This is a genomic window from Shewanella bicestrii (assembly GCF_002216875.1).
GTDB classification, from domain to species: domain Bacteria; phylum Pseudomonadota; class Gammaproteobacteria; order Enterobacterales; family Shewanellaceae; genus Shewanella; species Shewanella seohaensis.
Genome location: NZ_CP022359.1, coordinates 158,413 through 180,525, shown reverse-complemented (window position 1 = coordinate 180,525; position 22,113 = coordinate 158,413). Strand labels below are relative to the sequence as shown.

The window sequence follows — 22,113 nt, the reverse complement described above, 5'->3', positions numbered from 1 at the left end:
CGTCTTTGAGCTCAGAGATCCTGACGCCAATGAGTGTGGCCGTCTCCTCAACTGTTAAAATACGGTCCCAAAAGCTGGTGGCGCTGTTATTGCGCCCACCGATACTCTGGGCAACGCACTCTGTTCTGGCCGCTTTTCCCTTTGCCATTGGCAATGTCCTCTTCATTCTTCTCAGCCCCCAGCTTACTCAGTATTTCAGCTTTTGTAGCGCGATGGCCGCGCATTAAAAGAGCATTCAGCAGGTATCCAGTGAACACCTCTGTACTCGGCATACGGTCAAGCAACTCAACATACTGCTCATCCGTCAAATCATGGATCTCACAATATTTTTCCACCGCCTTTTCGTAGGCTTCTGCGTAGCCATGAGTGGAAATCCTGAAAGCAATATCCCCATTGCCGTAGCCTGGCTTTGTGACGAGAAAACAAGGCGCGAAGTAGGTTCTCTTCACCCCCATCCGGCTCCGGTTCTCAATGCTGATATAAGCCCTCAGCCCCTCAGCAATGATGTTTGGCCCGGAGTTGCGTCGCCGCTTACAAGTCTTATTCTGACGCTTCACCTCTTCTGCCTCAGCTTCCCACTTTCGGTCCAAGCTGTAGGCCAGCCGGTGAGCTGTTGCGTAGGAATACTCTCTCAAGGAGAAGTATTCCTGCCGGTAATCATCCGCCACCCCAACTGTTCGTGCGACACGGAACCCGACGAAACCGGCGTCATGGGTTCCCTCGCCGTAGTAAATGACTGCCATTATCTACCTTCCTTACTTCTGATACCGTGCTGCACCACGGTATGGCGACCGCAATTCACATTCAGGTGATCCCGAACTGCGGCCATGACCGCTGAATGCAATCTGTAATCCACACTCTGCCCAAGCGTTTCTGTCGCTTGTTCTTTTGCCATCCACGAAACATCAAAGCTATCAGGTATCGACATCAACTCCTGAACCAGATCGACCGATGGCTTGTAAATGCGGCCACCGTCTTGGATGTACACTGCATCCTTTACCCCACGATCCTGAGACTTGAGGATGGTCGGGCAACTGGTGCTTTCTCTCGTCAAGAACGCAGGCATCCTGCGAGAAGTTGACTCTCTGGCCTGAATTGACTTCAACACTGTGACGTCAGCACAATCCCCGAGGTGCTTCTCGATCACCGGCCACAATCGTCCACCAGCTCTCTGCTCAGGTTTCGGTGGAACGAACCCAGGGAAGACCGACGCCACCATGTAATAGCGTTCTCGCCCCTGGTAAGCGCCGAAATCCAGACCGTTCAAGACCATCTCAGTGAGGAAGTACCCCATCCGCCGCAGTGTCGTTCCCATCATCGCCCCGGCTCCGGATGCTTTGAAGTTCGGGACGTTTTCCACCAGCACGACGGCAGGGTTCACGACCTCGATCTGTTTTAGTGCCGGGTAAACCATGTCGAGCATGGTGGAGAGATCCTCAAGAGAACGCTCTTTGTCCCTTGGACTTTTGGCGTTTGAGTGGTCATCACACCCCAACGAGTAATGGGCCAAACCAATTGGTGGGCACTCCGCCAGCAAGGCTCCAAGGCGATCCAGCTCCAGGTGATGAATGTCTTCATTCAGCAGGATACGCGGGGAGCTGTTCACCAGCGTATTGAGCGCATGTACTTCACTCAGGTTCCGCCCGGATGCTCTGTCTCTGGCTTCAACTGGACGATGCTCCAAAACAATCTCAGCCTTCCAGCCAAGCGCTTCCATAACATGAATGTCTACCCCGCCAGTCAATGCCACAAAGGCACGGAAAGGGCTGGTTTTTCTGAACCGATCCGCAATGGCAAAGGCTCTGTTTGCGACAGGAGTGAAGACTACTCGGCCTTTTCGCATTTCGACGTGGAAACGCTCTGTATAGCGAGGGAAGCACTTATCTATGAGCCCTTGTCCAGAAAACTCAATAACGGTTTCCAGCGGGTTGTTGGAGCGACTCTTTGGTTGATACCGGCGCTGATAAACCTGGTGTGTCTGTAGTTCATCGGTCGCTGGGATCACCGAAAAACCGCCCATCCCCTCCCCTGGCTCAACGGCGATGCCCATACCTGGCTTGAACCCCATAACATCCAAAAAGTTGGACGAAACCCTAACCTTGCGTTTATCGCCTACTCGATTGAACGCAAGTTGTTTGGTTACTACGGAGGGGGAGACGATCGGTAACATTGGTCAACCTCTTTTCTTCTTGTTTTGCTCGCGCTTCACCATTGCTCCAGCAGCTTTCAGAAGTCTCTGGTTCTCCGCCAGCTCCTCTTGGAGTTCCTGAGTATCCTCTTCTGTCTGAGGCTTTTTCAGCTCGGCCTCGCAATATTGGACCTCTTCCTGCAAGCTGACTTTCGCAAACTTGAGAGCGGCCAGTCGCGTCGTATAAACGCCAAAAGGCAATTCGCCACCTTCCCGGAACTGCTTCAAACACCAGCTCGGTATAGATGGCAACCAACCAAAGTCCCCATTCTTCCGTGACCTTTTCCCCCACGTAATCCCATCTAACTTTTGGGCAAGATTGACATAGCGTTGATCGCTGGTTGAGTTGCGTCGTTTCTGAATAGAGCGAACTATCCACTCTGTAACCTCGACCTTTGCTTTATCATCATCAGAGATGTAATAAAGGGCTGCGTACAACACAGCGCCTTTACGAATGACTGATGGTGGGTATGCCTGGGCTTTCATCTATCCCCCTATCGCTTTTTCTGTCCGACAAGACGGAGATGATCGGCGGCCAAGTCATACTGCTCGTTTTTGTCGCGGCGGCGGAATCTGTCAAAAAACTTCCCTCGTGGCAGGGTTTCTTCCATAGCGATCAGGCGGTTCAGCCACACTTCTTGAGGTAGCATCCCTGCTGGAGTCGGCCCGAGCTTACGTCCTTCCTTGACGTGCTCCATTGTTTGCGTGGCAGTAAAAATCGCACCACCAAACTTTCTCCACTTGAATTGCAGGGGCATATCTGGAGACTCATCCAGCATCAATTTCTTATTGGTTTGTTCTGTCACGACAATTACTCCACCATCCATTCTTCACTAAGCAGGAACGCCCAGCGCTCTTCTGCTTTTTCTGGGTTGTCTTTGGCCTGTTTGATCATGATCTCGGCGGCGTTAAAGCCTACCTCTCCACTGAACCGGCCCCATGAATGGCTATGCCACTCGCGCATCACACTTCGGCCAAGCGATGCAAGTTCTGGACTTACACCCTCATGGAGGGCATAGAGCTCCCAAGCATCCCACCCGTATCGTAATAGGTTGTGCCCTGGGGCGTTAAAGGCCTGAGCAGCCTTGAACCGCTCTCCAGGCTCCTTCCCTCTAACATCCACACCCTGGAGCACCAACCCCATTACCACTTCAATGACCGGCTCGCGTTGCTTCTTTGCCAGCTCGATGGCAGCCACCAGCATTGCTTTGGCGTCAGCAAATTTCCCATGCCCTTGGCACATACCGCAGGTTTCTTTGGAAGGGGAAAAGTCATAAACACCGGAACCAGCACAGAGGCGGCATGTCATGTCAATCATGGGCTCTTCTCTCCTCATACTCTTCGATGCGCTCTTTCAGACGCTGAACCACTGGTGCGAGCTCAGGGATAGCTTCCGCTTCCTCAAGCGTGTATCGCTTGTCTTCCTGGTAATCGACTATTTGAGGAGGCCTTGGCTGTTTAGGGAACTCAGCAAAGTCATTCAGCGACATCGAGGTAGGAAGTCCTCCTTCAATCTCACCTTTTTCGTTGAGTGACTGGGTGACGATAAGCTGTGTTCCGCCCACCTCGGTATCAAAGCGGTCATCAAAGCGCTCACCGATAGTCCAGCCGCCACGGCCAAGAACACAGGTCGTACTCATACGTAGGCGATTGAATGCTTTAGCGTCATCCCAGTTCAAAGGATTTTCATCCATGAGGAAAAAAGGCGCTTCGTCCCGAACGAACACCTTGGACTTGGCGTTATCGAAGATCGGCCCAAACACCCCCTGCTGGAGGTATGGTTCGACCTTCTCTGCAAGATCCTGGTGCCCTTGAGAACGCAGCGCCTCATAGAGCTGGGTGATTGTTTGTTTGCCGGTGCCCGGAAGGCAGGACAATACTGTCTGCTTTTCCTCGTCACTCAGGCTTACCATTCTGGACAAAAAGCTGACTACCAGCTCGTTGTGCCCATCGACCGTTTCAATGTTGAGCTTGTTCTCGTCCATCTTCTTCCTCAGTAATCGGTTCGATAAATTCAATGGAGTCCATGCTTACATGACTGATAATGGCTTTCAGGCCGCAGCAGTCGCATGGTTCAAAGGTCAGTTCTGATCCCTTGGGAGACTGATGCGTGACCGTTGCCACAGCCCCTAGAGGGATCACCCCCCAGCCGTTTTTTAGTACCCGAGTAGTTCTGACCAGCCGACCTTTGTACTCTCGTTTCAGTTTCGGATGCGGCACTACCGCATATCGCTTACTCATTTCGGTCCCCTTGTACCAAAGGCTCGACAACCAGCTCTTGAGCTTCGTCCCAGTCGGACACCTTTGCATCACCAAACGCAAAGGCAATTCGCATAGCCACTGTCGGCCTGCCTATTTTCATCAAGTAAGCCGCAGCACCGGCACACATCGACTCTTGTCCCGAAGGTGCATAGTTACCCTCTTCATCCCATTCACCACCTGACTTTGAATGCACGGTCTTGTGGCAATGAAACGTCGTCATGTCGTTTTCAACGATGTCGTTGATGATGCCTTCTAATCGCCCAGGGACCAGCTCGATAGCGCCCTCCTTCCGGAATGGACAGTTGGCGCAAGGTTTCTTCAAACGGAGATGATTTGCTTGCTTTGGCATACATATCACTTTTACAGTATCATTTTATGATTCTATGATATAGCCATATTCCGTGTAGTCAATATCTCACTAACAATTACTTTCTATCGGACGCTTACGCGCCCATTTTGGGCAGATAGACAAGTTATTTGGGCGTTTGGAGTGTGCGAGGTGGACAGCGGGGAGACTTTCACATGTGAAAGTTTTGTTTCTTGGTATCGTTTTATTGTCCCTTGATATTATTTTATGATGCTGTAATAATCATAAATAAGGGCCGCATCGCTCTTCGACCTTCGTTGCAGCCCTTACAACACAATCAAGCAATTAAGGAGCTTTGTTATGCTGCAAGGCAATACTAACACGAATAAGCGCATCCCGCTCGCGGCGTTCATGAAATGGCCGCTGGCGAAACGTCAGGACTTCATCGACCGGGAAATGTCCGGTTGCCCCGACTTTATCAAGACGTCTTTGCTTCGGCATTAAGGCGATCAGGCAGGAAAGCAAAGAACCTCGCTTCGGCGGGGTTCTTCGTTTCTACCTCTTGAATGTTTCGTCAGAACAAACTGGAGCGCTTATGTCACCAGAAACACAGCAACTTACATCCAAGGCTTTATCTCTCATCGAGCAGTCCCGATACAGAATGGGCACATCTCGGTTTGTTGAGGCCTTTATTGACCAGTGGGCATACTTGCAGACTGGCCTATACCCAGCCAAGGAGGAGATCCCGGAAGAACTTCAGCCGGTCGCCTTCGAGCTCTCTCACGTCCTGTCTGCCGCCATTAAGCGCGACCCCACCAGCGATGTTTTGGGTTACGTCCTAAGCATGTCTGGCTTCCACAAGAAGGGCACCAATTACTTCCCCACTCCTCCAGAGATTGGCCGCTTGATGTCACTCATTGTTGGCTCACAGTCTTCGGCAGACTTTTATGAGCCCTGCTGTGGTTCTGGCATCAACGCCATTCACTGGATGGAAAACCTGATCGAGAACCACGGTCCCGAAGCATTGAGAGAAGCCTCAATCTACCTGGAAGACATCGATCCGTTGATGGTGAAGTGCTGCATGATCCAGCTATTCCATTATTTCGAGTCCCGCAATACCACTCCCAAAACGCTGAGTATCGTCGGCATAGACACCCTTAGCAGACGAACCAAGAACATCGCCTACTACGCCGAAAAACCTCCAGCAACCGCCGCTACCGTGGCAGCATAAAAAAACCCGCCGATTGGCGGGTTTTGCATTCAATGCGCTGCTCTATGGCACCTTACAGTTTTCCGTACCGGTTCAAGAACGAAGACCTGTCTAAGATCCCCCAGTCTGTCAGCATGTAGTAGCCGGTGGCACCTCGTTCGCCGGTAGACTCCCTGACGAACAAGATATTCATTCCGAACTCATCACGCAGGGCAGACAACTGTCTCTTGATCGTTGATTCAGGAATATTTGTTGCCTTGTGAAGGTCTTGGAGACTTGGCTTCTCCGTTTTAGACAGGGCATTCACCAAAGCAAATTTTCTTTTCATGTCCTGTGAGATCTTCATATTCACCTGTTCTTGACAGGCCCAACCTCTCTGGCTGGGCCTCCTTTATTAGCCTTCGACACTCAGGAGTTCAATGTCTGACACAGGCACATGAACATGCTTTTCCTTGCCTTCGCCATCGAGCGTTTTAACCCAGACAGTAGACGGAACCAGAGCAACACGGTCGGTCATGATGACTCCACGTTTGGTCTCGCCATCCAGGTTAACGTTGACAGCAAAAATCAAACTGTCAGCCCGGACGTTCTTCCATTCCTTGTCCTTCGGCAGAGGAGGAAGAGCATCACCGCCTTCTTCATCTTTGTCCTTGCCGCTGTTATCTGGCTGCTTGACAGGATCTTTGTGCTCACCCTCTTCATCACGCAAAGGGTCTTCGTCATCATCGTCCTGACCATTGGAATTTTTACCCCCTTCCAGTTCCTCCTGGGCAAGGTTCAGGTCGTCATTCCCGGTTTGTTCCGACGTACCATCCCCACCCGAGTTGAGGGATTGCTCGTCGGTGTTGCCAGCGCCAAGCTCATCATTCTGGTGGGAGCCAGTCAGTGGGCCTTTTTCCATTTCGTCTTTGATACGTTTGGCATCATTCAGCAGCTCACGGCTTTGTTTACGAGTAATCCCGTCAGACATAGCCACCGCGCAGACGGCGCGACATCTTTCTTCATTCAGATCGAACAAGAGACGAAGGTTATTCAAGGTCTCTGTATCAGAACATACTTCATTATCGTATAACTCACGCACACAGTCAGGTAGCTTGAGCAACGACAGATGCGTAGATACGAAAGTGATATTCTTACCGAGCCGATCAGCAATATCCTTTTGCTTCCAACCTTCTTCAATAAACAGGTTTAACGCCTCGGCAATCTCTACCGGAGTCAAGTCATCCCGCTGGATGTTTTCGATCAGCTCACCAGCAGTCTCGTCCAAGTTGTTCTGGACCTTATCATTCACCACCAAGTCAATGGTCTCGATACCAGCGTGTTTACACGCTCTCCAACGCCGCTCCCCTTTTTGGATGACGAACTTGCCTTCTTCGTTCTTCGGGAACACGATGATCGGAGACTGCTGCCCTTCGGTCAGCAAGGTTGCCGCCAGCTCTTCAATGTTACGGAAGCGCTTACGAACCTGGACCTTGGATACAACGTCGTCAACAGGTACGGTAAGAACCTCTTTGCCTTTCTTGCCTTTGGCGGCTTTAGCAAGTTCGGACAGGCCTTTTAAATTGTTCAATGCCATCGCTTAGCCCACCTTCTCTAATAGTTCTTCCAACACCGCCTCAACTTCTTTGGCCGCGACATGTCCATAGCGAAGCTCCCAGACAGGGATGCCATCAGTCGTCGCCGTATCGAGCGGAGGCCGGTGCATAATTTTGTTCTCAAACAACAGATCCGGAACTGTGTTCTCCAGCGACTTGAGGGCTTTGTCGTGATTGACAGAGCGGTCCATGTCGTTGATCACGATGCCCAGGATCTCCAAATCTTGGTTGTACGCCTCGCGCACACCAATAATCGTGTTCAGGAGACCTTCTACGCCGTCCACAGCGAAGCCAGAGAGCTTTACTGGACATGCCACATGGGTAGACATCACCAACGCTGCCACCAGCTTTCTGCCGAGGCTAGGCGGACAATCAATCAGCACGTAGTCGTAGTTCTCAAACAGCTCAGCCAAATGGCGAGCCGGATTCATGGCCTGGTCAAGAGGCACAGCCTCCATCTCAAACAGATCCGGGTCGTTTTTCGGCGTATGAATGAGGTCTGCACCGCAAGGGCAGTGCATGACCTCAATGCCGTCCAGCTCGTAAGCGAACAGCTCTGCGGTTTTGGTTCCTGTGAGGATGGGCTCGTAGTCACCATCCTCAAGCTCTCGTCTGGGGGCCAGTCGAGAGGACGTGTTCCCCTGACCATCCATATCCAAGACCAGCACTTTCTTTTTCTTCTGTAACGCCAGATAAAAGGCCTGCTGGATACAGAGGGTACTCTTACCCACTCCGCCTTTCTGGTTGGCGAAGCTGATTACTTTTGCCATACCCACCTCTATTTTGGTTTCTCGCAGGTGATCAAGACCACCCCCAAACTTTCACATGTGAAAGATTGTAGCGATCATAAAATGATACTGCAATATCTAATTATGGTTCTGTTAAAACAAACTTTAAACAAAAAAACGGCCATGAAGGCCGCTTATTGACAAGGTTTGTGCTGTCAGCGCAATTGATTTGCTGCTCCAAGCCCATTCGCCAATAACTGCATCGCATCGTTGAACAGCGCGGAGCCCCGTTCCGGTGTGAGCAATTCCGGCATATCTTCTCGCGGCCAAGTACCGGCTACTTGAATGAGCAAACTGGCAGCCCAGTGGATCTGCTTTTCTTCACTTTCATCGGCCAGAGTGCATACGACGGGGAAACCGTACTTACGCCCCCAGCGACTCACCTCTTTGAACGATACCAGCTCAGGCTTTTGCAAATCCCGGCTGTAGGCCTCAGCTATCATGTGGTTCAGTTCTTTAGCGTCCATTTATCCCACTCTATTGTAAACAAGACATTTTTATCTTTTATATTCAATGGCTTATTTTCCTGCTAATTGGTAATACCATGAAAAATACCATGCTCAGAAAAGGCTTAACAATATTTTGAAAAATTGCCTACTGAGCGCTGCCGCACAGCTCCATAGGCCGCTTTCCTGGCTTTGCTTCCAGATGTATGCTATTCTGCTCCTGCAGCTAATGGATCACCGCAAACAGGTTACTCGCCTGGGGATTCCCTTTCGACCCGAGCATCCGTATGAGACTCATGCTCGATTATTATTATTATAGAAGCCCCCATGAATAAATCGCTCATCATTTTCGGCATCGTCAACATAACCTCGGACAGTTTCTCCGATGGAGGCCGGTATCTGGCGCCAGACGCAGCCATTGCGCAGGCGCGTAAGCTGATGGCCGAGGGGGCAGATGTGATCGACCTCGGTCCGGCATCCAGCAATCCCGACGCCGCGCCTGTTTCGTCCGACACAGAAATCGCGCGTATCGCGCCGGTGCTGGACGCGCTCAAGGCAGATGGCATTCCCGTCTCGCTCGACAGTTATCAACCCGCGACGCAAGCCTATGCCTTGTCGCGTGGTGTGGCCTATCTCAATGATATTCGCGGTTTTCCAGACGCTGCGTTCTATCCGCAATTGGCGAAATCATCTGCCAAACTCGTCGTTATGCATTCGGTGCAAGACGGGCAGGCAGATCGGCGCGAGGCACCCGCTGGCGACATCATGGATCACATTGCGGCGTTCTTTGACGCGCGCATCGCGGCGCTGACGGGTGCCGGTATCAAACGCAACCGCCTTGTCCTTGATCCCGGCATGGGGTTTTTTCTGGGGGCTGCTCCCGAAACCTCGCTCTCGGTGCTGGCGCGGTTCGATGAATTGCGGCTGCGCTTCGATTTGCCGGTGCTTCTGTCTGTTTCGCGCAAATCCTTTCTGCGCGCGCTCACAGGCCGTGGTCCGGGGGATGTCGGGGCCGCGACACTCGCTGCAGAGCTTGCCGCCGCCGCAGGTGGAGCTGACTTCATCCGCACACACGAGCCGCGCCCCTTGCGCGACGGGCTGGCGGTATTGGCGGCGCTGAAAGAAACCGCAAGAATTCGTTAACTGCACATTCGGGATATTTCTCTATATTCGCGCTTCATCAGAAAACTGAAGGAACCTCCATTGAATCGAACTAATATTTTTTTTGGTGAATCGCATTCTGACTGGTTGCCTGTCAGAGGCGGAGAATCTGGTGATTTTGTTTTTCGACGTGGTGACGGGCATGCCTTCGCGAAAATCGCACCTGCTTCCCGCCGCGGTGAGCTCGCTGGAGAGCGTGACCGCCTCATTTGGCTCAAAGGTCGAGGTGTGGCTTGCCCCGAGGTCATCAACTGGCAGGAGGAACAGGAGGGTGCATGCTTGGTGATAACGGCAATTCCGGGAGTACCGGCGGCTGATCTGTCTGGAGCGGATTTGCTCAAAGCGTGGCCGTCAATGGGGCAGCAACTTGGCGCTGTTCACAGCCTATCGGTTGATCAATGTCCGTTTGAGCGCAGGCTGTCGCGAATGTTCGGACGCGCCGTTGATGTGGTGTCCCGCAATGCCGTCAATCCCGACTTCTTACCGGACGAGGACAAGAGTACGCCGCAGCTCGATCTTTTGGCTCGTGTCGAACGAGAGCTACCGGTGCGGCTCGACCAAGAGCGCACCGATATGGTTGTTTGCCATGGTGATCCCTGCATGCCGAACTTCATGGTGGACCCTAAAACTCTTCAATGCACGGGTCTGATCGACCTTGGGCGGCTCGGAACAGCAGATCGCTATGCCGATTTGGCACTCATGATTGCTAACGCCGAAGAGAACTGGGCAGCGCCAGATGAAGCAGAGCGCGCCTTCGCTGTCCTATTCAATGTATTGGGGATCGAAGCCCCCGACCGCGAACGCCTTGCCTTCTATCTGCGATTGGACCCTCTGACTTGGGGTTGATGTTCATGCCGCCTGTTTTTCCTGCTCATTGGCACGTTTCGCAACCTGTTCTCATTGCGGACACCTTTTCCAGCCTCGTTTGGAAAGTTTCATTGCCAGACGGGACTCCTGCAATCGTCAAGGGATTGAAACCTATAGAAGACATTGCTGATGAACTGCGCGGGGCCGACTATCTGGTATGGCGCAATGGGAGGGGAGCAGTCCGGTTGCTCGGTCGTGAGAACAATCTGATGTTGCTCGAATATGCCGGGGAGCGAATGCTCTCTCACATCGTTGCCGAGCACGGCGACTACCAGGCGACCGAAATTGCAGCGGAACTAATGGCGAAGCTGTATGCCGCATCTGAGGAACCCCTGCCTTCTGCCCTTCTCCCGATCCGGGATCGCTTTGCAGCTTTGTTTCAGCGGGCGCGCGATGATCAAAACGCAGGTTGTCAAACTGACTACGTCCACGCGGCGATTATAGCCGATCAAATGATGAGCAATGCCTCGGAACTGCGTGGGCTACATGGCGATCTGCATCATGAAAACATCATGTTCTCCAGTCGCGGCTGGCTGGTGATAGATCCCGTCGGTCTGGTCGGTGAAGTGGGCTTTGGCGCCGCCAATATGTTCTACGATCCGGCTGACAGAGACGACCTTTGTCTCGATCCTAGACGCATTGCACAGATGGCGGACGCATTCTCTCGTGCGCTGGACGTCGATCCGCGTCGCCTGCTCGACCAGGCGTACGCTTATGGGTGCCTTTCCGCAGCTTGGAACGCGGATGGAGAAGAGGAGCAACGCGATCTAGCTATCGCGGCCGCGATCAAGCAGGTGCGACAGACGTCATACTAGATATCAAGCGACTTCTCCTATCCCCTGGGAACACATCAATCTCACCGGAGAATATCGCTGGCCAAAGCCTTAGCGTAGGATTCCGCCCCTTCCCGCAAACGACCCCTGGAAGCCCCGTAGCGACGCGGAGAGGGGCGAGACAAGCCAAGGGCGCAGGCTCGATGCGCAGCACGACATAGCCGGTTCTCGCAAGGACGAGAATTTCCCTGCGGTGCCCCTCAAGTGTCAATGAAAGTTTCCAACGCGAGCCATTCGCGAGAGCCTTGAGTCCACGCTAGATCTATCTCATCTGCGCAAGGCAGAACGTGAAGACGGCCGCCCTGGACCTCGCCCGCGAGCGCCAGGCGCACGAGGCCGGCGCGCGGACCCGCGCCACGGCCCACGAGCGGACGCCGCAGCAGGAGCGCCAGAAGGCCGCCAGAGAGGCCGAGCGCGGCCGTGAGGCTTGGACGCTAGGGCAGGGCATGAAAAAGCCCGTAGCGGGCTGCTACGGGCGTCTGACGCGGTGGAAAGGGGGAGGGGATGTTGTCTACATGGCTCTGCTGTAGTGAGTGGGTTGCGCTCCGGCAGCGGTCCTGATCAATCGTCACCCTTTCTCGGTCCTTCAACGTTCCTGACAACGAGCCTCCTTTTCGCCAATCCATCGACAATCACCGCGAGTCCCTGCTCGAACGCTGCGTCCGGACCGGCTTCGTCGAAGGCGTCTATCGCGGCCCGCAACAGCGGCGAGAGCGGAGCCTGTTCAACGGTGCCGCCGCGCTCGCCGGCATCGCTGTCGCCGGCCTGCTCCTCAAGCACGGCCCCAACAGTGAAGTAGCTGATTGTCATCAGCGCATTGACGGCGTCCCCGGCCGAAAAACCCGCCTCGCAGAGGAAGCGAAGCTGCGCGTCGGCCGTTTCCATCTGCGGTGCGCCCGGTCGCGTGCCGGCATGGATGCGCGCGCCATCGCGGTAGGCGAGCAGCGCCTGCCTGAAGCTGCGGGCATTCCCGATCAGAAATGAGCGCCAGTCGTCGTCGGCTCTCGGCACCGAATGCGTATGATTCTCCGCCAGCATGGCTTCGGCCAGTGCGTCGAGCAGCGCCCGCTTGTTCCTGAAGTGCCAGTAAAGCGCCGGCTGCTGAACCCCCAACCGTTCCGCCAGTTTGCGTGTCGTCAGACCGTCTACGCCGACCTCGTTCAACAGGTCCAGGGCGGCACGGATCACTGTATTCGGCTGCAACTTTGTCATGCTTGACACTTTATCACTGATAAACATAATATGTCCACCAACTTATCAGTGATAAAGAATCCGCGCGTTCAATCGGACCAGCGGAGGCTGGTCCGGAGGCCAGACGTGAAACCCAACAGACCCCTGATCGTAATTCTGAGCACTGTCGCGCTCGACGCTGTCGGCATCGGCCTGATTATGCCGGTGCTGCCGGGCCTCCTGCGCGATCTGGTTCACTCGAACGACGTCACCGCCCACTATGGCATTCTGCTGGCGCTGTATGCGTTGATGCAATTTGCCTGCGCACCTGTGCTGGGCGCGCTGTCGGATCGTTTCGGGCGGCGGCCGGTCTTGCTCGTCTCGCTGGCCGGCGCTGCTGTCGACTACGCCATCATGGCGACGGCGCCTTTCCTTTGGGTTCTCTATATCGGGCGGATCGTGGCCGGCATCACCGGGGCGACTGGGGCGGTAGCCGGCGCTTATATTGCCGATATCACTGATGGCGATGAGCGCGCGCGGCACTTCGGCTTCATGAGCGCCTGTTTCGGGTTCGGGATGGTCGCGGGACCTGTGCTCGGTGGGCTGATGGGCGGTTTCTCCCCCCACGCTCCGTTCTTCGCCGCGGCAGCCTTGAACGGCCTCAATTTCCTGACGGGCTGTTTCCTTTTGCCGGAGTCGCACAAAGGCGAACGCCGGCCGTTACGCCGGGAGGCTCTCAACCCGCTCGCTTCGTTCCGGTGGGCCCGGGGCATGACCGTCGTCGCCGCCCTGATGGCGGTCTTCTTCATCATGCAACTTGTCGGACAGGTGCCGGCCGCGCTTTGGGTCATTTTCGGCGAGGATCGCTTTCACTGGGACGCGACCACGATCGGCATTTCGCTTGCCGCATTTGGCATTCTGCATTCACTCGCCCAGGCAATGATCACCGGCCCTGTAGCCGCCCGGCTCGGCGAAAGGCGGGCACTCATGCTCGGAATGATTGCCGACGGCACAGGCTACATCCTGCTTGCCTTCGCGACACGGGGATGGATGGCGTTCCCGATCATGGTCCTGCTTGCTTCGGGTGGCATCGGAATGCCGGCGCTGCAAGCAATGTTGTCCAGGCAGGTGGATGAGGAACGTCAGGGGCAGCTGCAAGGCTCACTGGCGGCGCTCACCAGCCTGACCTCGATCGTCGGACCCCTCCTCTTCACGGCGATCTATGCGGCTTCTATAACAACGTGGAACGGGTGGGCATGGATTGCAGGCGCTGCCCTCTACTTGCTCTGCCTGCCGGCGCTGCGTCGCGGGCTTTGGAGAAATTCTTCAAATTCCCGTTGCACATAGCCCGGCAATTCCTTTCCCTGCTCTGCCATAAGCGCAGCGAATGCCGGGTAATACTCGTCAACGATCTGATAGAGAAGGGTTTGCTCGGGTCGGTGGCTCTGGTAACGACCAGTATCCCGATCCCGGCTGGCCGTCCTGGCCGCCACATGAGGCATGTTCCGCGTCCTTGCAATACTGTGTTTACATACAGTCTATCGCTTAGCGGAAAGTTCTTTTACCCTCAGCCGAAATGCCTGCCGTTGCTAGACATTGCCAGCCAGTGCCCGTCACTCCCACTCGATTGTAAACAAGCACACAAAACCCTTTAGTGACAACAATTTGCAAGAACTATCAGGCTCAGTGCCATGAAAAATACCATGACCAGATCATGAGGTTGAACACGGCTTGCGCCGGCAGCGTTCACGCTCCTGGTCGGCGATCTCGCCCGGCTGCAATGCTAGCTCAGCATCGGTCATGCGCTCCAGCACGTCGCGTAGGCGGATGGTGCAAGGAATGGGCGGCAGCTCGAACTCATAGCCGCCGGCGATCATTTCGGCCGCAATCTCCTCGGTGATGAAAAACGGCTCGTCGTCTTGGTTCGGCTTCTTCATGCCCTTTCCTCCTGGCGCTCATCCTGGCCGACAGCGGCCAGGGCATCGGCTTCCGTCAATGCGTCCTCCACGAACGCGCCGTGCTGCTTCGCTTCGGCCTGGCTGACCTCGGCCCATATCCGTTTCACCTGGGCCGCACTGTACCCGGCCAGCTCGGCGGTCTTGTTGATGCTGTAGCCGGACTTGCGCAGCGCGACAACTTGGGCGCGGCGCTTCGGATCAGCACGGCGGCCCTTGTACCGCCCGGCCTGGCGGGCCAACTCAATGCCTTGGCGCTGGCGTTCGCGCCTGTCCTCGTAGTCGTCGCGGGCCATCTGCAAGGCCAGGCGAAAAAGCATGATCTGCACGGCTTCCAGCACGATCTTGGCGACGCCCTGGGCCTCGGCCGCCAGGTCGGATAGATCGACCACGCCAGGGACGGCCAGGCGTGCGCCTTTGGCCTGTATCGAGGCCACCAGGCGCTCGGCCTCGGGCAAAGGTAGGCGGCTGATGCGGTCGATCTTCTCGGCAATGACCACCTCGCCGGGCTGTAGGTCGCCGATCATGCGCAGCAGCTCAGGCCGGTCGGCGCGTGCGCCGGATGCCTTCTCACGGTAGATGCCGGCGACGTAGTAGCCGGCGGCCTTCGCGGCCGTAGTGATCGCCTCTTGGCGTTCCAAGTCCTGCGCGTCGGTGCTGACGCGCAGATAGACCCGCGCCACCATCGGCGCGGCTACTGGCTTCGTCCTGCGCATACTTGCGGGCTCCTTTGGGCATACGCAAAGTGTCCGGTCATGCTACCCCCGGCCAAAAAGGCCGTCATGCGATTTATCTTGGCCGGGTCGTTATTGGCGGGTCTAAATGGCCGCTCCGTGGATCTCATCGCCAGAAATGGCGATGCGAGATCCAGGGCAGGGCGGCCGCCATCGTCAGACCTGGCGATGGTCGACGCCGGCGCGCATCGTCGGATGTGGCGATGCGAGCTCGAGGTCGGTGGCCACCGCCGGCGACCTGGTGCCATCGTCGGCAATGGCGATGCTGCAGCTCGACGTGCGCGGCCTGGTCGTCTCGGCATCGTCGGATGCGGCGATGCTCGAGCGAGGCGAAAAAAAACCGCCTCGGGGTGTCCGAGGCGGCAAGTCTGCATGCGGTTCAGGGAGGAAGAAACCGCGCCGGCGATCAGGGAGGAAAACCGCGCGGCCTGATGTGCAGCTCGGCCACTTTAGCCGGATTTTTCGACTTATCCGATGCGAGCGGCCCGCCGTGGGCGCTGCTCGATCTGCTGTTGCTTTTTCTCGACGTGCTTCTGCTCCTGGTGCTGCTGCTCGTCGCGCGGCACTGTTGCAAAGTTAGCGATGAGGCAGCCTTTTGTCTTATTCAAAGGCCTTACATTTCAAAAACTCTGCTTACCAGGCGCATTTCGCCCAGGGGATCACCATAATAAAATGCTGAGGCCTGGCCTTTGCGTAGTGCACGCATCACCTCAATACCTTTGATGGTGGCGTAAGCCGTCTTCATGGATTTAAATCCCAGCGTGGCGCCGATTATCCGTTTCAGTTTGCCATGATCGCATTCAATCACGTTGTTCCGGTACTTAATCTGTCGGTGTTCAACGTCAGACGGGCACCGGCCTTCGCGTTTGAGCAGAGCAAGCGCGCGACCATAGGCGGGCGCTTTATCCGTGTTGATGAATCGCGGGATCTGCCACTTCTTCACGTTGTTGAGGATTTTACCCAGAAACCGGTATGCAGCTTTGCTGTTACGACGGGAGGAGAGATAAAAATCGACAGTGCGGCCCCGGCTGTCGACGGCCCGGTACAGATACGCCCAGCGGCCATTGACCTTCACGTAGGTTTCATCCATGTGCCACGGGCAAAGATCGGAAGGGTTACGCCAGTACCAGCGCAGCCGTTTTTCCATTTCAGGCGCATAACGCTGAACCCAGCGGTAAATCGTGGAGTGATCGACATTCACTCCGCGTTCAGCCAGCATCTCCTGCAGCTCACGGTAACTGATGCCGTATTTGCAGTACCAGCGTACGGCCCACAGAATGATGTCACGCTGAAAATGCCGGCCTTTGAATGGGTTCATGTGCAGCTCCATCAGCAAAAGGGGATGATAAGTTTATCACCACCGACTATTTGCAACAGTGCCCTCAATTGAGAAGCGGGAAGGCCGCGAGGCCGAAATTGGCTGCTAGCTTTTCCGTGAAAATACTCTTGCTCATATGGGGTAGTATTATATCAAGCGCAATGGCTGCCGGCATGCTTACTGATACATCAATAAGCAGCTTATTGTTAGCCACTTTAATGTCAGGAAGCTTAAGCTCTGTTAGTGTTTTGGCTATTCTCTCTCCTCTTGGAAGACTGGTTGAAAGAGCCAGGAATATTTCCAATAACCCATTAAGTCAATCCCTCTACACTGGGCGCACCGATGAGTTTGGCCAAATAGAGTTTGCTTTACGAATGATGCAAGCTGAAACAGGCGCCATAGTAGGTCGCATAGGTGATGCATCAAATCGGCTTAGCGAACACACCCGAGGCCTACTAAAGGATATTGAGTCAAGCAATGTACTTACAGTTGAGCAGCAGGCAGAGACAGATCAAATAGCAACGGCAGTAAACCAAATGGTGGCAAGCATTCAAGAGGTTGCGAGCAATGCACAGCATGCTGCAGATGCGGCCGGAAGAGCAGACACTGAGACGGCATCTGGCCAGCGTCTGGTAGCCCACACAAGCCAGTCAATCACTGCCCTTGAAGGTGAAATTAGGCAAGCCACTCAGGTTATTCATGAGCTTGAAGGTCAAAGTAACGAGATATCAAAAGTTCTTGACGTTATACGAGGGATCGCCGAGCAAACGAATTTGTTGGCACTCAACGCAGCAATTGAGGCCGCGCGTGCTGGTGAGCAGGGGCGTGGTTTTGCTGTTGTCGCCGATGAGGTTCGCAGTCTTGCTGCTCGCACACAGCAATCGACAACGGATATTCAAAGCATGATCAGCGCTCTACAAGAGCGAGCGCAATCCGCTGTTACAGTCATGGAGCAAAGTAGTCGGCAAGCGCACACGAGTGTAGCTCACGCAGAGGAAGCAGCTACAGCTCTTGATGGAATTGGCCAACGCGTTAACGAAATTACCGACATGAACGCGCAAATAGCGACTGCGGTCGAGCAGCAGGGAGCAGTAAGTGAAGACATAAACCGCAGTATTATCAATATACGCGATGCTGCTGATACCAATGTACAGACCGGGCAGAATAATTTGCAAAGTGCGAAATCTGTCGCTCAGTTAACTAGCGCTCTGAGCGAACTGGCAAAACAGTTTTGGGAAAAACGAGGATAACGCTTTTCAGTATCTCGACAGGGATAACTTACTTTACCATCGGTTATCCCTTTTAGCCGCACAAATTTTAGCCATGGCTTTTCAGGAAGTCAGGGCTATCAGAATGGCCTTAGAAAGCCTAGTCAAAGAGCTGTCACGAGAACACCGTTAGCTTAGCGTACGATTTTTTCCGAATTCTGCGGTTCCCCCAAAGAGGCTGCACAGCGGCGATTCTTGCCCTAAAATAGCGTAAAAAACAGCGGCAAAGCGCGATAACAACACCGGGTGTCGCCAGGGCCGTAGCCTGGGTGGTGACGCCTGGTGTGAAAAAATGGTAAGGGGAGAGCGGTGATTCCAATAGAACGACATCAGCGTATTTTAGCCCTGGTGGAGCAGCGTGGGGCGGTAAGCATTAACGAGCTGACGGAGATCCTCGGCGTGTCCCATATGACCATCCGTCGGGACGTCAGTAAACTGGAGGAGCAGGGGCTGCTGGTCAGCGTCTCGGGCGGCGTACGCGCCGTCAGCCGGCTGGCCGCGGAACCCAGTCATCTGGTGAAAAGCACGCTGCAGAGTGAGGAGAAACAGGCGATCGGCGCGCTGGCGGCGAGTCATATCGCTAAAAACAGTTGCATCTATCTGGATGCCGGGACTACCACCCTGGCGCTGGCGCGGGCGATCCTCGACCGGAACGATCTCCAGGTGGTCACCAATGATTTTGAGATAACCCAGCTGCTGATCGATGCCAGCCAGTGCGGCGTGATCCACACCGGCGGCACTCTGTGCCGGGAGAACCGCTCCTGCGTGGGCGAATCGGCGGCGCGTACGTTACGCCACCTGGCTATCGATACGGCCTTTATCTCCGCCAGCGGCTGGGACAGTCGCGGGATATTCACCCCTGATGAGAACAAGGTTACCGTCAAGGAGACCGTCAGCCAGGTCAGCGCGAGAAGCATCCTGCTGTGCGACAGTTCGAAATACAATCAGGTGGCCACGTTTATGGCGTTACCTTTGACCCGGTTCACCACCATCATTACCGACCGGCATCTTTCCGATGCCGCCGCCAGTCATATCGCCCGGCACGCCTGCGAGGTGCTGCGGGCCGGATAACGCGCGCGGCCACCGCCGGGTTAGCGTTGCCAGTGCTCGATCAGCGCCGCGCCGATCCCGGCGATTTGCTGATTTCGCTCGGCCATGCTCGCCGGCGTATCCCGCAGATAAATCACCACAATGCGCTCTGCTTTGTTATTCGGGCCAAGCAGGGCGACAATCCCGCGCGCACCCCGCTCGCTAGCTCCGGTCTTATCGGCGATAAACCAGCCCGCCGGCAGCACGGAGCGGATCAACGGTCCGGCGACCCGATCGTCCACCATCCACTGCAGCAGCTGCCGTTGCGAACGGGCGCTCAGACGCTGGCTGGTCAGCAGCTTGCGCAGGGTCGCGGCCATGCTGGCCGGGGTAGTGGTGTCGCGGGCGTCGCCGGGAAGCGCCTCATTCAGTTCCGTTTCCCAGCGGTCAAGGCGGGTGACGTTGTCGCCGATCTGGCGCAAAAAGGCAGTCAATCCTGCGGGGCCGCCGACGGTGGCCAGCAGCAGATTGGCGGCGCTGTTATCGCTCATGGTAATGGCGGCGGCGCAGAGTTCGCCGACCGTCATGCCGTCGGCAAGGTGTTTTTCGCTGACCGGCGAGTAGTCCACCAGATCCTGCTGGCGATAGTGGATCTTTCGCTCCAGCTGTTCGTCACCGGCATCCACCCGCGCCAGCACTGCGCCGCAGAGCACTACTTTAAAGGTGCTCATCATGGGAAAGCGTTCATCGGCGCGCCAGGCGGTCAGCGTGCGGCCGCTGGCCAGATCCATTTCTATCATGCCTACGCGGCCCGACAGCTGGCTTTCGCTTTGTTTAATTTGCTCAAGCGGCTGCGGGCTGGCGTGTACCGCCAGCGGCAGGGTGGCTAACAGGGAGATAATACACAGGCGAATATAACGCATAACCACAATACATCCTTGAGTGAAGGCCGATAAAGGCGAGTAAAGAAGCGACAAATAAGAATAACCCGGCGTTGGCACTGTTGCAAATAGTCGGTGGTGATAAACTTATCATCCCCTTTTGCTGATGGAGCTGCACATGAACCCATTCAAAGGCCGGCATTTTCAGCGTGACATCATTCTGTGGGCCGTACGCTGGTACTGCAAATACGGCATCAGTTACCGTGAGCTGCAGGAGATGCTGGCTGAACGCGGAGTGAATGTCGATCACTCCACGATTTACCGCTGGGTTCAGCGTTATGCGCCTGAAATGGAAAAACGGCTGCGCTGGTACTGGCGTAACCCTTCCGATCTTTGCCCGTGGCACATGGATGAAACCTACGTGAAGGTCAATGGCCGCTGGGCGTATCTGTACCGGGCCGTCGACAGCCGGGGCCGCACTGTCGATTTTTATCTCTCCTCCCGTCGTAACAGCAAAGCTGCATACCGGTTTCTGGGTAAAATCCTCAACAACGTGAAGAAGTGGCAGATCCCGCGATTCATCAACACGGATAAAGCGCCCGCCTATGGTCGCGCGCTTGCTCTGCTCAAACGCGAAGGCCGGTGCCCGTCTGACGTTGAACACCGACAGATTAAGTACCGGAACAACGTGATTGAATGCGATCATGGCAAACTGAAACGGATAATCGGCGCCACGCTGGGATTTAAATCCATGAAGACGGCTTACGCCACCATCAAAGGTATTGAGGTGATGCGTGCACTACGCAAAGGCCAGGCCTCAGCATTTTATTATGGTGATCCCCTGGGCGAAATGCGCCTGGTAAGCAGAGTTTTTGAAATGTAAGGCCTTTGAATAAGACAAAAGGCTGCCTCATCGCTAACTTTGCAACAGTGCCTTTTCAACACAAGCGTGATCATCGGTGCATCCGCACCCTATACATTTAGCAGTGAGCATAAGCGCCTCCCCAAGTAAATTAACAACATCATAGTATCATTATGTGATGCTGTAAATATTAAAAAGAAAGCGGCCATAGCCGCCCTTCCGAAGTAATTTTCCTTTAGTGGTTGTCTTGGCCCTGTTTCCAAGCGACGAATGCCTGCACTAGCGGTACGCCATCATCACTCAAGGCATTCCCTTCTATCCATCCGCCTCGTATGACGACAGACTGCCCTGATTCCAAGCCAAAAGGTTCCCACTCAGAAGCCACCGGGGAACCGTCCACCAGCAGGTCGAGATCTTCAATCCATTTATCCCGGCCATCCAGAGTTTTCCAAACTGAGTCATCGACCCAAAAGGCCTTGATTTGTTCTGGTGTGGCATTGGTCCAATCGTTGTCTTTCCCGTCAGCAAGTGAAAGTACAGAGTCAACCGTTTGCTGCCAGTTCGGCCAATCTTCTTCGACAACAACGCAAGTAAGCGAGCTCTTGCCATTTGCTCTGCGGCCATCATCAACCTTCCGGATCAGCCTTTCCAGTGTCGCCAGCTCCTCATCGCAGAGCACGGCCTGTGCATCGCTTATCTTTGCCACGAAGTAACGTGCTTCAAGCATCGACATAATTATTTTCCTCCCCAGGGCACAAGTTTTGTCGAATATCCAAGCATTAGTGGGTGCTTCGGGTCCCCCGAACCAGTCACGCCAAATGCCAATACCGGCTTCCCAGATGCAACGAGCTGCTCTAAAAGCCTGTCCAAATGAACATGCAAAGACTTAGACAGCTTAGTTCGGCTCCCCCAGCAGGGCACCAAGACATCAGCATCCCGAATAATCCTTTCCAAGTGGATTTCATTTTCAGGCCCGACAGGATCAACCGCCGTAGCCAGCTCTCGAACGTCGGTCGCCCGAAAAGCAAAAGCATTACCGACTATGAATCGCCTCCCTCCGTTGACCTTGGTAAACCCTATCCACTTTCTGACCGTGTGATCGTCCTCGGTGGCCGTGGCCGTAGAGCCGTTTACACCAAAATAACCGAACACAAGGCCTTCGGGTTGCACATCCCTTTCCAGACGGTATCTGTACATGCCGCACTTGCTGATAATTGCACTCAAAGTGTCACCTCTTTT

At 54.8% G+C, this 22,113-nt stretch carries 30 protein-coding genes and 1 pseudogene; 10 read left to right on the top strand and 21 right to left on the bottom strand.

Annotated features, from left to right (window positions below):
- Window positions 1-86 precede the first annotated feature (86 nt).
- The 8 genes from CF168_RS22110 to CF168_RS22075 are packed head-to-tail and all read right to left on the bottom strand — an operon-like array spanning window position 87 to window position 4,799.
- A complete protein-coding gene (locus CF168_RS22110) occupies window positions 87-743 on the bottom strand; it encodes a hypothetical protein (protein ID WP_000268551.1) in 657 nt (218 codons plus the stop codon).
- Entirely contained in the window at window positions 743-2,170 is a 1,428-nt protein-coding gene (locus CF168_RS22105) for a DNA cytosine methyltransferase (RefSeq protein WP_000936896.1), read from the bottom strand. The genes CF168_RS22110 and CF168_RS22105 overlap by 1 nt, the downstream gene beginning before the upstream one ends.
- Window positions 2,171-2,173: 3 nt before the next feature.
- Complete coding sequence (locus CF168_RS22100; protein ID WP_000647189.1) at window positions 2,174-2,674, bottom strand: hypothetical protein; 501 nt, start codon at window positions 2,672-2,674, stop codon at window positions 2,174-2,176.
- Between the two features lie 8 nt (window positions 2,675-2,682).
- Window positions 2,683-2,994, bottom strand: coding sequence for a hypothetical protein (locus CF168_RS22095; protein WP_002210541.1), 312 nt, complete (start codon window positions 2,992-2,994; stop codon window positions 2,683-2,685).
- 5 nt (window positions 2,995-2,999) lie between these two features.
- Complete coding sequence (locus CF168_RS22090) at window positions 3,000-3,506, bottom strand: hypothetical protein (RefSeq protein ID WP_000566600.1); 507 nt, start codon at window positions 3,504-3,506, stop codon at window positions 3,000-3,002.
- The gene (locus tag CF168_RS22085) at window positions 3,499-4,173 is read right to left on the bottom strand and encodes a thymidylate kinase (RefSeq protein WP_000344151.1); all 675 of its coding nucleotides are present in this window, start codon (window positions 4,171-4,173) and stop codon (window positions 3,499-3,501) included. Before CF168_RS22085 ends, CF168_RS22090 begins: the two co-directional genes overlap by 8 nt.
- Window positions 4,148-4,429 carry a hypothetical protein gene (locus CF168_RS22495; RefSeq protein WP_000044824.1) on the bottom strand — a complete coding sequence of 94 codons (282 nt, stop codon included), beginning with the start codon at window positions 4,427-4,429 and terminating at the stop codon, window positions 4,148-4,150. The genes CF168_RS22085 and CF168_RS22495 overlap by 26 nt, the downstream gene beginning before the upstream one ends.
- Window positions 4,422-4,799, bottom strand: a complete 378-nt coding sequence (locus CF168_RS22075; RefSeq protein ID WP_001125905.1) for a hypothetical protein — start codon at window positions 4,797-4,799, stop codon at window positions 4,422-4,424. The genes CF168_RS22495 and CF168_RS22075 overlap by 8 nt, the downstream gene beginning before the upstream one ends.
- Window positions 4,800-5,117: 318 nt before the next feature.
- On the opposite strand from CF168_RS22075, the gene CF168_RS22375 reads away from it, so the two are divergent.
- Complete coding sequence (locus CF168_RS22375; RefSeq protein WP_000939033.1) at window positions 5,118-5,261, top strand: hypothetical protein; 144 nt, start codon at window positions 5,118-5,120, stop codon at window positions 5,259-5,261.
- 91 nt (window positions 5,262-5,352) lie between these two features.
- Window positions 5,353-5,988: an N-6 DNA methylase gene (locus tag CF168_RS22065; RefSeq protein WP_000074431.1), complete on the top strand. Its 636-nt coding sequence runs from the start codon at window positions 5,353-5,355 to the stop codon at window positions 5,986-5,988.
- 52 nt (window positions 5,989-6,040) lie between these two features.
- Here the strand turns inward: CF168_RS22065 and CF168_RS22060 are convergent, their stop codons facing one another.
- From CF168_RS22060 to CF168_RS22045, 4 genes are all read right to left on the bottom strand, one after another.
- Window positions 6,041-6,313, bottom strand: coding sequence for a helix-turn-helix domain-containing protein (locus tag CF168_RS22060; protein ID WP_000703827.1), 273 nt, complete (start codon window positions 6,311-6,313; stop codon window positions 6,041-6,043).
- Window positions 6,314-6,361: 48 nt separating this feature from the next.
- Complete coding sequence (locus tag CF168_RS22055) at window positions 6,362-7,543, bottom strand: ParB/RepB/Spo0J family partition protein (RefSeq protein ID WP_001207227.1); 1,182 nt, start codon at window positions 7,541-7,543, stop codon at window positions 6,362-6,364.
- Between the two features lie 3 nt (window positions 7,544-7,546).
- Entirely contained in the window at window positions 7,547-8,332 is a 786-nt protein-coding gene (locus CF168_RS22050) for a ParA family protein (RefSeq protein ID WP_001151304.1), read from the bottom strand.
- Window positions 8,333-8,505: 173 nt separating this feature from the next.
- The gene (locus tag CF168_RS22045; RefSeq protein ID WP_000338945.1) at window positions 8,506-8,817 is read right to left on the bottom strand and encodes a hypothetical protein; all 312 of its coding nucleotides are present in this window, start codon (window positions 8,815-8,817) and stop codon (window positions 8,506-8,508) included.
- Window positions 8,818-9,123: 306 nt separating this feature from the next.
- Here CF168_RS22045 and sul2 point away from each other — a divergent pair, with 306 nt between their 5' ends.
- From sul2 to CF168_RS22015, 4 genes are all read left to right on the top strand, one after another.
- Window positions 9,124-9,939: a sulfonamide-resistant dihydropteroate synthase Sul2 gene (sul2, locus tag CF168_RS22035; protein WP_001043260.1), complete on the top strand. Its 816-nt coding sequence runs from the start codon at window positions 9,124-9,126 to the stop codon at window positions 9,937-9,939.
- A gap of 60 nt (window positions 9,940-9,999) precedes the next feature.
- On the top strand, window positions 10,000-10,803 hold the full coding sequence (gene aph(3'')-Ib, locus CF168_RS22030) for an aminoglycoside O-phosphotransferase APH(3'')-Ib (protein WP_001082319.1): 804 nt from the start codon (window positions 10,000-10,002) through the stop codon (window positions 10,801-10,803).
- Window positions 10,803-11,639, top strand: coding sequence for an aminoglycoside O-phosphotransferase APH(6)-Id (locus CF168_RS22025; protein WP_000480968.1), 837 nt, complete (start codon window positions 10,803-10,805; stop codon window positions 11,637-11,639). Before aph(3'')-Ib ends, CF168_RS22025 begins: the two co-directional genes overlap by 1 nt.
- A gap of 305 nt (window positions 11,640-11,944) precedes the next feature.
- Window positions 11,945-12,187 carry a transposase gene (locus tag CF168_RS22015; RefSeq protein WP_000844627.1) on the top strand — a complete coding sequence of 81 codons (243 nt, stop codon included), beginning with the start codon at window positions 11,945-11,947 and terminating at the stop codon, window positions 12,185-12,187.
- 31 nt (window positions 12,188-12,218) lie between these two features.
- Here CF168_RS22015 and tetR(A) read toward each other — a convergent pair whose 3' ends face one another.
- Entirely contained in the window at window positions 12,219-12,869 is a 651-nt protein-coding gene (gene tetR(A), locus CF168_RS22010; protein WP_000164043.1) for a tetracycline resistance transcriptional repressor TetR(A), read from the bottom strand.
- Between the two features lie 105 nt (window positions 12,870-12,974).
- On the opposite strand from tetR(A), the gene tet(A) reads away from it, so the two are divergent.
- Window positions 12,975-14,174: a tetracycline efflux MFS transporter Tet(A) gene (tet(A), locus tag CF168_RS22005; RefSeq protein WP_000804063.1), complete on the top strand. Its 1,200-nt coding sequence runs from the start codon at window positions 12,975-12,977 to the stop codon at window positions 14,172-14,174.
- Here the strand turns inward: tet(A) and CF168_RS22000 are convergent.
- The 5 genes and pseudogenes from CF168_RS22000 to CF168_RS21980 form a co-directional block, all read right to left on the bottom strand.
- Window positions 14,120-14,329: pseudogene (locus CF168_RS22000) on the bottom strand (IS91 family transposase); the annotation flags it as partial. The gene tet(A) and the pseudogene CF168_RS22000 sit on opposite strands and share 55 nt — an antisense overlap.
- A gap of 210 nt (window positions 14,330-14,539) precedes the next feature.
- On the bottom strand, window positions 14,540-14,764 hold the full coding sequence (locus tag CF168_RS21995) for a hypothetical protein (RefSeq protein WP_000743213.1): 225 nt from the start codon (window positions 14,762-14,764) through the stop codon (window positions 14,540-14,542).
- Entirely contained in the window at window positions 14,761-15,498 is a 738-nt protein-coding gene (locus tag CF168_RS21990; protein ID WP_001366550.1) for a recombinase family protein, read from the bottom strand. Before CF168_RS21990 ends, CF168_RS21995 begins: the two co-directional genes overlap by 4 nt.
- 485 nt (window positions 15,499-15,983) lie before the next feature.
- Window positions 15,984-16,124: a hypothetical protein gene (locus CF168_RS22370; RefSeq protein WP_001044210.1), complete on the bottom strand. Its 141-nt coding sequence runs from the start codon at window positions 16,122-16,124 to the stop codon at window positions 15,984-15,986.
- A gap of 5 nt (window positions 16,125-16,129) precedes the next feature.
- The gene (locus tag CF168_RS21980; RefSeq protein ID WP_001067855.1) at window positions 16,130-16,834 is read right to left on the bottom strand and encodes an IS6-like element IS26 family transposase; all 705 of its coding nucleotides are present in this window, start codon (window positions 16,832-16,834) and stop codon (window positions 16,130-16,132) included.
- Window positions 16,835-17,007: 173 nt separating this feature from the next.
- Between CF168_RS21980 and CF168_RS21970 the strand changes: the two genes are divergently transcribed.
- Window positions 17,008-18,084 carry a methyl-accepting chemotaxis protein gene (locus CF168_RS21970; protein ID WP_072146639.1) on the top strand — a complete coding sequence of 359 codons (1,077 nt, stop codon included), beginning with the start codon at window positions 17,008-17,010 and terminating at the stop codon, window positions 18,082-18,084.
- 327 nt (window positions 18,085-18,411) lie between these two features.
- Window positions 18,412-19,173, top strand: coding sequence for a DeoR/GlpR family DNA-binding transcription regulator (locus tag CF168_RS21965; protein WP_002210513.1), 762 nt, complete (start codon window positions 18,412-18,414; stop codon window positions 19,171-19,173).
- A gap of 20 nt (window positions 19,174-19,193) precedes the next feature.
- On the opposite strand, the gene CF168_RS21960 is transcribed toward CF168_RS21965, so the two are convergent.
- Entirely contained in the window at window positions 19,194-20,054 is an 861-nt protein-coding gene (locus CF168_RS21960; protein WP_032488413.1) for an extended-spectrum class A beta-lactamase SHV-2a, read from the bottom strand.
- 136 nt (window positions 20,055-20,190) lie between these two features.
- On the opposite strand from CF168_RS21960, the gene CF168_RS21950 reads away from it, so the two are divergent.
- Complete coding sequence (locus CF168_RS21950) at window positions 20,191-20,895, top strand: IS6-like element IS26 family transposase (protein ID WP_001067855.1); 705 nt, start codon at window positions 20,191-20,193, stop codon at window positions 20,893-20,895.
- Between the two features lie 214 nt (window positions 20,896-21,109).
- Here the strand turns inward: CF168_RS21950 and CF168_RS21945 are convergent, their stop codons facing one another.
- A complete protein-coding gene (locus CF168_RS21945) occupies window positions 21,110-21,607 on the bottom strand; it encodes a hypothetical protein (protein WP_000062185.1) in 498 nt (165 codons plus the stop codon).
- Window positions 21,608-21,609: 2 nt separating this feature from the next.
- The gene (locus CF168_RS21940; RefSeq protein WP_167373725.1) at window positions 21,610-22,098 is read right to left on the bottom strand and encodes a DUF1643 domain-containing protein; all 489 of its coding nucleotides are present in this window, start codon (window positions 22,096-22,098) and stop codon (window positions 21,610-21,612) included.
- Window positions 22,099-22,113: the final 15 nt, after the last annotated feature.

Excerpts from the sequence above, each read along its gene's own strand:
- CF168_RS22075 (WP_001125905.1), bottom strand. The coding sequence starts at position 4,799 with ATGCCAAAGCAAGCAAATCATCTCCGTTTGAAGAAACCTTGCGCCAAC.
- CF168_RS22085 (WP_000344151.1), bottom strand. The coding sequence starts at position 4,173 with ATGGACGAGAACAAGCTCAACATTGAAACGGTCGATGGGCACAACGAG.
- CF168_RS21960 (WP_032488413.1), bottom strand. The coding sequence starts at position 20,054 with ATGCGTTATATTCGCCTGTGTATTATCTCCCTGTTAGCCACCCTGCCG.
- CF168_RS22060 (WP_000703827.1), bottom strand. The coding sequence starts at position 6,313 with ATGAAGATCTCACAGGACATGAAAAGAAAATTTGCTTTGGTGAATGCC.
- CF168_RS22105 (WP_000936896.1), bottom strand. The coding sequence starts at position 2,170 with ATGTTACCGATCGTCTCCCCCTCCGTAGTAACCAAACAACTTGCGTTC.
- sul2 (WP_001043260.1), top strand. The coding sequence starts at position 9,124 with ATGAATAAATCGCTCATCATTTTCGGCATCGTCAACATAACCTCGGAC.
- CF168_RS21980 (WP_001067855.1), bottom strand. The coding sequence starts at position 16,834 with ATGAACCCATTCAAAGGCCGGCATTTTCAGCGTGACATCATTCTGTGG.
- CF168_RS22050 (WP_001151304.1), bottom strand. The coding sequence starts at position 8,332 with ATGGCAAAAGTAATCAGCTTCGCCAACCAGAAAGGCGGAGTGGGTAAG.
- CF168_RS22375 (WP_000939033.1), top strand. The coding sequence starts at position 5,118 with ATGCTGCAAGGCAATACTAACACGAATAAGCGCATCCCGCTCGCGGCG.
- CF168_RS21990 (WP_001366550.1), bottom strand. The coding sequence starts at position 15,498 with ATGCGCAGGACGAAGCCAGTAGCCGCGCCGATGGTGGCGCGGGTCTAT.
- CF168_RS22065 (WP_000074431.1), top strand. The coding sequence starts at position 5,353 with ATGTCACCAGAAACACAGCAACTTACATCCAAGGCTTTATCTCTCATC.
- CF168_RS21970 (WP_072146639.1), top strand. The coding sequence starts at position 17,008 with ATGCTTACTGATACATCAATAAGCAGCTTATTGTTAGCCACTTTAATG.
- CF168_RS21950 (WP_001067855.1), top strand. The coding sequence starts at position 20,191 with ATGAACCCATTCAAAGGCCGGCATTTTCAGCGTGACATCATTCTGTGG.
- CF168_RS21945 (WP_000062185.1), bottom strand. The coding sequence starts at position 21,607 with ATGTCGATGCTTGAAGCACGTTACTTCGTGGCAAAGATAAGCGATGCA.
- CF168_RS22495 (WP_000044824.1), bottom strand. The coding sequence starts at position 4,429 with ATGAGTAAGCGATATGCGGTAGTGCCGCATCCGAAACTGAAACGAGAG.
- CF168_RS22055 (WP_001207227.1), bottom strand. The coding sequence starts at position 7,543 with ATGGCATTGAACAATTTAAAAGGCCTGTCCGAACTTGCTAAAGCCGCC.
- CF168_RS21995 (WP_000743213.1), bottom strand. The coding sequence starts at position 14,764 with ATGAAGAAGCCGAACCAAGACGACGAGCCGTTTTTCATCACCGAGGAG.
- CF168_RS22025 (WP_000480968.1), top strand. The coding sequence starts at position 10,803 with ATGTTCATGCCGCCTGTTTTTCCTGCTCATTGGCACGTTTCGCAACCT.
- CF168_RS22045 (WP_000338945.1), bottom strand. The coding sequence starts at position 8,817 with ATGGACGCTAAAGAACTGAACCACATGATAGCTGAGGCCTACAGCCGG.
- CF168_RS22090 (WP_000566600.1), bottom strand. The coding sequence starts at position 3,506 with ATGATTGACATGACATGCCGCCTCTGTGCTGGTTCCGGTGTTTATGAC.
- CF168_RS22100 (WP_000647189.1), bottom strand. The coding sequence starts at position 2,674 with ATGAAAGCCCAGGCATACCCACCATCAGTCATTCGTAAAGGCGCTGTG.
- CF168_RS22110 (WP_000268551.1), bottom strand. The coding sequence starts at position 743 with ATGGCAGTCATTTACTACGGCGAGGGAACCCATGACGCCGGTTTCGTC.